The following is a 1,480-nucleotide window of genomic DNA, read 5'->3' as shown; positions in this document are numbered from 1 at the left end:
AGAGGTCACACCCGTTCCCATACCGAACACGGAAGTTAAGCTCTTTAGCGCCGATGGTAGTTGGGGGCTTCCCCCTGTGAGAGTAGGACGTCGCTTCGCTTGTTTTTTTGTGGAGGATTAGCTCAGCTGGGAGAGCACCTGCCTTACAAGCAGGGGGTCGGCGGTTCGAGCCCGTCATCCTCCACCATTTAGGGGCATAGTTCAACGGTAGAATAGAGGTCTCCAAAACCTTTGGTGTGGGTTCGATTCCTACTGCCCCTGCCAGGTTCTTGTAACCTACTACACTAGTCATTTTATTAATAAAATGAGCCATTAGCTCAGTTGGTAGAGCATCTGACTTTTAATCAGAGGGTCGAAGGTTCGAGTCCTTCATGGCTCATCATCTAAATAAATAGCCAGTATAAACAAATCTAAGCACATGCGGAAGTAGTTCAGTGGTAGAACACCACCTTGCCAAGGTGGGGGTCGCGAGTTCGAACCTCGTCTTCCGCTTCGTATATGTGCCGGGGTGGCGGAACTGGCAGACGCACAGGACTTAAAATCCTGCGGTGAGTGATCACCGTGCCGGTTCGATTCCGGCCCTCGGCACCATTTTCTTTTAATATATTTATTAGCGCCCGTAGCTCAATTGGATAGAGCGTCTGACTACGGATCAGAAGGTTGTGGGTTCGACTCCTGCCGGGCGCGCCATATATTTCCGGAATGTAGCTCAGCTTGGTAGAGCACTTGGTTTGGGACCAAGGGGTCGTAGGTTCGAATCCTGTCATTCCGACCATCATTTAGGGGCCTTAGCTCAGCTGGGAGAGCGCCTGCCTTGCACGCAGGAGGTCAGCGGTTCGATCCCGCTAGGCTCCACCATAACTTATAACCATATAAAGATTCTGGCGGTGTAGCTCAGTTGGCTAGAGCACTCGGTTCATACCCGAAAGGTCGTGGGTTCGACTCCCTCTGCCGCCATCTTAAAGGAACTTTAACTCATTTGGTTAGCCTAGACGGCTTATAAGCGTCAGGTCGCAGGTTCGAGTCCTGCAAAGTCCACCATTTATATATTGTTATGGAGGTATACCCAAGTTCGGCTGAAGGGATCGGTCTTGAAAACCGACAGGCGGGTAACACCGCGCGGGGGTTCGAATCCCTCTACCTCCTCCAGTTTTTATTTTCAATAAATGGTGTCTTAAAACTCGAATAATATTGTCGCGGGGTGGAGCAGTGGTAGCTCGTCGGGCTCATAACCCGAAGGTCACAGGTTCAAATCCTGTCTCCGCAACCAAAATGGTCCCGTGGTGTAGCGGTTAACATGCCTGCCTGTCACGCAGGAGATCGCCGGTTCGATCCCGGTCGGGACCGCCATTTTTAAGAAAAGATTAGTTAATACTAATTGAATGTGGGTCAGTAGCTCAGTTGGTAGAGCATTAGATTGAAGCTCTAAGTGTCGGCGGTTCGATTCCGTCCTGACCCACCATTTTTGCGGGTGTAGTTT

The 1,480-nt window shown here is 50.6% G+C and carries 13 tRNA genes and 1 rRNA gene; all 14 read left to right on the top strand.

The features are described from left to right. Nucleotides 1–99: ribosomal RNA gene (gene rrf / locus ACIQZG_RS24525) — 5S ribosomal RNA — on the top strand; the annotation flags it as partial. A 12-nt stretch (nucleotides 100–111) separates the two neighbouring features. Then, nucleotides 112–187: transfer RNA gene (locus ACIQZG_RS24520), tRNA-Val, on the top strand. Between the two features lie 3 nt (nucleotides 188–190). Beyond that, nucleotides 191–264: transfer RNA gene (locus ACIQZG_RS24515), tRNA-Trp, on the top strand. Nucleotides 265–306: 42 nt separating this feature from the next. After that, nucleotides 307–379, top strand: a tRNA-Lys gene (locus ACIQZG_RS24510). Nucleotides 380–420: 41 nt separating this feature from the next. Further along, nucleotides 421–492 (top strand) — tRNA-Gly (locus tag ACIQZG_RS24505). Between the two features lie 10 nt (nucleotides 493–502). After that, nucleotides 503–591 (top strand) — tRNA-Leu (locus ACIQZG_RS24500). Between the two features lie 22 nt (nucleotides 592–613). Continuing rightward, nucleotides 614–690: transfer RNA gene (locus ACIQZG_RS24495), tRNA-Arg, on the top strand. Nucleotides 691–698: 8 nt separating this feature from the next. Next, nucleotides 699–775 (top strand) — tRNA-Pro (locus ACIQZG_RS24490). Nucleotides 776–782: 7 nt separating this feature from the next. Continuing rightward, a tRNA-Ala gene (locus ACIQZG_RS24485) sits at nucleotides 783–858 on the top strand. Nucleotides 859–883: 25 nt separating this feature from the next. Beyond that, nucleotides 884–957 (top strand) — tRNA-Met (locus ACIQZG_RS24480). A 99-nt stretch (nucleotides 958–1,056) separates the two neighbouring features. Further along, nucleotides 1,057–1,149, top strand: a tRNA-Ser gene (locus ACIQZG_RS24475). Between the two features lie 46 nt (nucleotides 1,150–1,195). Further along, nucleotides 1,196–1,270: transfer RNA gene (locus ACIQZG_RS24470), tRNA-Met, on the top strand. A 4-nt stretch (nucleotides 1,271–1,274) separates the two neighbouring features. Further along, a tRNA-Asp gene (locus ACIQZG_RS24465) sits at nucleotides 1,275–1,350 on the top strand. A gap of 36 nt (nucleotides 1,351–1,386) precedes the next feature. Next, nucleotides 1,387–1,462 (top strand) — tRNA-Phe (locus tag ACIQZG_RS24460). Nucleotides 1,463–1,480 lie beyond the last annotated feature (18 nt).

Origin of the sequence: Lysinibacillus sp. NPDC096418, assembly GCF_044762775.1 — a bacterium.
Classification (GTDB): domain Bacteria; phylum Bacillota; class Bacilli; order Bacillales_A; family Planococcaceae; genus Lysinibacillus.
The sequence above is the reverse complement of the archived record's forward strand: the minus strand, read 5'-3'. Positions and strand labels throughout refer to the sequence as shown.